Genomic DNA, 4304 nt, shown 5'->3' on the forward strand with positions numbered 1-4304 from the left:
CGTTTTGCGGAGCCTCGTTGGCAGGTGAGGGTCCTACAGGGATCGCATCAGGGCTGACAGCCCTGATGCCATCAGCCATTCGCTCCGACAGCGGTCTCCCCCGCCTCAGCCTCCAGCTTCAAACGGTCAGCCTTGCAAATGTACTTGGGCTTGCGCGGCGCCAGTTTGGCACTGGCCTTCTTGGCATGCGCTTTCAACAGCTGGTTGATCTTCTTGCGACGGTTCATGGTTCAGGGTGCCTGTCAATACGGTTTCGCTGACACATCATACCTGCGCCGCCCACGTTCGTTGACGCTATTTTCACACTCGACAGATTAGCGTCACGCCCTTTCCGGCCGCGGGCATGTCCGCTGGCCGCCAAGGTACGACGAGGCATACGTGTCACACACTACATCCCCCTCCGCGCCCAAGCGCGTGGACTGGGCCGGCCTGGGCTGGCTATTGCTGTTCTTCTGGTACTTCTCCGGCGTTACCCAGGCGTTGCTGCTGTTCAGTGGTACCACCGGGTTTGCCGGGTTTCGCGATGCGTTCTTCCTCAGCAGCCTGTGGCTGGCGCCGGTACTGTTGCTGCCGCGCTTCACCCGCGCCACTGCGGCAGTCATCGGCCTGGTGCTGTGGGCCGCTTCGCTGGTGGGCCTGAGCTACTTCGGCATCTACCGCCAGGAGTTCTCGCAAAGCGTCATCTTCGTGATGTTCGAATCCAACACCGCCGAAGCCGGGGAGTACTTCAGCCAGTATTTCAGCGTCGGCCTGGGCCTGGCGCTGCTGCTGTACACCCTGGTAGCCGTGCTGCTGTGGAAGCGCGTGCGCCCGGTCAGCCTGCCGCTGCGCAGCCGCCTGCCGGTGGTGCTGCTGTTGCTGGTGGCCAACCTGGTGTACCCGTTCTACAAGCAGATGGTCACCCAGGAACGCAGCTTCGCCGATGCCGCCGAAAAGGTGCAGCAGCGCATGGAACCTGCCGTGCCCTGGCAACTGCTGGTCGGCTACCGGCAGTACCGCCAGCAACTGGACAACATGCAGGAGCTGCTGGCGCAGAACGCCGCGCTGCCTCCCCTGCAGAACCTGCGCGACAGCAGCGGCACGGCGCCCCGCACCCTGGTGCTGGTGCTGGGCGAGTCCACCACCCGCGAACACATGCACCTGTACGGCTACAACCGCGACACCACGCCCAACCTCGACGCACTGGCCGCCGGCGACAAGGGCCTGACGGTGTTCCGCGATGTCGTTTCGCCGCGCCCGTATACCATCGAAGTGATGCAGCAGATCCTCACCTTCGGTGACCAGCAGGACCCGGACCGCTTCCTCACCGACCCGTCGCTGATCAACCTGATGAAACAGGCAGGCTACAAGACCTTCTGGATCACCAACCAGCAGACCATGACCAAGCGCAATACCATGCTTACCACCTTCTCGCAGCAGACGGACGTGCCGGTGTACCTGAACAACCAGCGCAACCAGAATGCCAGCCAGTATGACGACGTGGTGCTGGCGCCGTTCGAGAAGGCACTGCAGGACCCTGCGCCGAACAAGTTCATCATCGTCCACCTGCTGGGCACGCACATGGACTACCGCTTCCGCTACCCCAAGGACTACGCGCACTTCACCGACAGCCAGGGCGTGCCAGGCAAACTGACGGCCGACCAGGTGGAAACCTACAACTTCTACGACAACGCCGTGCGCTACAACGACTACGTGGTGTCGAGCCTGATCAAGCGCTACTCGGCTGGCAGCCCCAACGGCTTCCTGATGTACCTGTCCGACCATGGTGAAGACGTGTACAGCTCCGGCGACCACGACCGCCTGGGGCGCAACGAAGGCGCCCCGACCCGGCCGATGTACACCATTCCGTTCCTGCTGTGGACATCGCCAAGCTGGCAGGCCGCACACCCTCGCGACCTGCAGGCAATGGCCAACCGCCCCTACAGCAGCTCGCACCTGATCCATACCCTGTCCGACCTGGCTGGCTTGAGCTACGACCGCTACCAGCCCGCCAGGAGCCTGGTAAGCCCACAGTTCGTGGCAGCGCCGCGCTGGATCGGCGACCCGTACCGCAAGGACGGCTTGCGTGAATTCGACCAACTGCCGCTGGACAAGCCCAAGCGGGTGCAGGAGACCGTCAGCAACGGGCGTTGACCCGCGACCTGCAGGAGCAGCCTTGAGTTGCTCCTGCAGCGATTTGATGGGTGATTTCCATCAGATAAATTAAATTTAAATTGATTTTAAACTTGTCCTGCACCACGCTCTGCTCAAACCTTGAGACGCAGAGCCCAAGCCATGTCCACCGCCCCTCGAGAACCCCGCAAGGATGGCGCTGCAACCCGCACCCGCATCCTTGAAGCTGCCGGCGAATTGTTCGCCGCGCTTGGCCACGCTGAAGCCAGCAACAAGGCGGTCGCGGCCAAGGCCGATGTCGACCTCGCTTCGATCAACTACCACTTCGGCAGCCGCAATGGCCTGTACCTGGCCGTGCTCGACGAGGCCCGAAAGCGCTTCCTCGACCTCAGCGACCTGCAGCGCATCATCCAGGGGTCGCAGCCGGCTGCGGAAAAACTGCGGGTGCTGGTGGAGCTGGTGGTGCACAAGGCCACTTCGGCGCGGGACAACTGGCACCTGCGCGTGCTGGCTGCAGAAATCCTGGCCCCCAGCCCTCATGGCCAGGCGCACCTGCAGGCCGCGGCCCCCCTGCGCCTGTCGCTGCTCAAGGGGCTGTTCAGCGAGGTCAGCGGCATCCCCGTCGACGACCCCGCCCTGACCCGCTGCATCCTCTGTGTCACGGCACCCTGGGCAATGTTGCTGATCGGCCCGCGAGGCGGCTCCGGGGCGCTGCACGAAATCCTGCAAATGCCCAGCGCATCCGTTGCGAGCCAGTTGTACCGCTTTGCCCTGGCAGGCCTGCAGGACGCCGGTCTGCAACATGCCCAGGCCCATGCCACGCTCCGTTGAGGTCCGCCCCGTGCAACCGATATCCACTGATACTTCCCCCGCCGCCACGCATGCGCAAACCTCCATCCCGCTGCTGCTGGCAGCCCTGATGCTGGTGATGTTCCTGGCCGCCCTTGACCAGACCATTGTTTCCACCGCCCTGCCGACCATCGTCAGCGACCTGGGCGGGCTGCGCTGGCTGTCGTGGGTGGTCACAGCCTACCTGCTGGCCTCGACGGTGGTGGTGCCGCTGTATGGCAAGTTCGGCGACCAGTTCGGTCGCAAGCGTGTACTGCAAGTTGCCATCATCCTGTTCTTGCTGGGCTCGGCACTGTGTGGCTTGGCGCAGGACATGGCCCAGCTGATCACCTTCCGTGCACTGCAAGGGCTGGGCGGGGGTGGCTTGATGGTGGTGGCGATGGCCGCCATCGGCGATGTCATACCGCCTGCCGAACGCGGTCGCTATCAAGGACTGTTCGGCGGTGTGTTCGGTTTGGCCACTGTGGTGGGCCCGTTGGTCGGTGGGTTTCTGGTCGAGCACCTGTCGTGGCACTGGATCTTCTACATCAACCTGCCCCTTGGCCTGCTGGCATTGCTGGTGATCGGCGGCGTATTTCGCCCGCATGTGGCCCTGGTGCGGCATACGGTGGACTACATCGGCGCGTTCTTCCTTACCGTGGCGCTGGGAGCCCTGGTGCTGATTACCAGCCTGGGCGGCAGCCTGCTGGCGTGGCAATCGCTGGATATGCTGTGCCTGTCGCTGTTCGCGCTGCTCGGCCTAGTCGGGTTCGTGGTCGAACAACGCCGCGCCGCCGAGCCGATCATGCCGCTGCACCTGTTCCGCCACCGCACCTTCGTGCTGGCCGGGCTGATCGGCTTTATCGTCGGGGTATCGCTGTTCGGCGCAGTCACCTTCCTGCCGCTGTACATGCAAGTGGTGAAAAATGCCACGCCCACCAGCGCCGGGCTGCAGATGCTGCCGCTGATGGGTGGCCTGCTGGTGGTGTCGGCGATTACCGGTCGGCTGATCAGCCGCTGGGGCCGCTACCGGGTGTTCCCGATCCTCGGCACCCTGCTGCAAGTGGTTGCCCTGGGCCTGCTCAGCCGGCTGCAGCTGGACACCCCGACGGCGCTGATGAACCTGTACATGGGCCTGCTGGGCGCCGGCCTGGGCATGGTCATGCAGGTCCTGATCCTGGCGGTGCAGAACAGCGTCGAGCCCCGCCACATGGGCGTTGCCACCTCTGGGGCCACGTTGTTCCGCTCGATTGGCGGTGCCATCGGTGTCTCGGTGTTCGGCGCGCTGTTCTCGCATGCCTTGCTGGGCGGCCTGGGGAGTGAGTTCGCCGCCAGCGCCGGGGGCGCCGCGAGCCTCTCGCCCG

4 protein-coding genes are annotated in these 4304 nt (G+C 64.3%); 3 read left to right on the forward strand and 1 reads right to left on the reverse strand.

Annotated elements, in window-relative coordinates; all coding sequences use genetic code 11:
• Nucleotides 1-71 precede the first annotated feature (71 nt).
• Nucleotides 72-227, reverse strand: coding sequence for a DUF2986 domain-containing protein (locus HP546_RS26665; protein ID WP_172231760.1), 156 nt, complete (start codon nt 225-227; stop codon nt 72-74).
• A 151-nt stretch (nt 228-378) separates the two neighbouring features.
• Here HP546_RS26665 and HP546_RS26670 point away from each other — a divergent pair, with 151 nt between their 5' ends.
• The 3 genes from HP546_RS26670 to HP546_RS26680 all read left to right on the forward strand — a co-directional run.
• Nucleotides 379-2133: a phosphoethanolamine transferase CptA gene (locus tag HP546_RS26670; protein WP_172231763.1), complete on the forward strand. Its 1755-nt coding sequence runs from the start codon at nt 379-381 to the stop codon at nt 2131-2133.
• A gap of 141 nt (nt 2134-2274) precedes the next feature.
• The gene (locus tag HP546_RS26675) at nt 2275-2943 is read left to right on the forward strand and encodes a TetR/AcrR family transcriptional regulator (RefSeq protein WP_172231766.1); all 669 of its coding nucleotides are present in this window, start codon (nt 2275-2277) and stop codon (nt 2941-2943) included.
• 10 nt (nt 2944-2953) lie between these two features.
• The coding region (locus HP546_RS26680) for an MDR family MFS transporter (protein ID WP_172231769.1) at nt 2954-4304 on the forward strand (1351 nt) is incomplete at its 3' end.

Source organism: Pseudomonas sp. CM25, assembly GCF_013179705.1.
Classification (GTDB): domain Bacteria; phylum Pseudomonadota; class Gammaproteobacteria; order Pseudomonadales; family Pseudomonadaceae; genus Aquipseudomonas.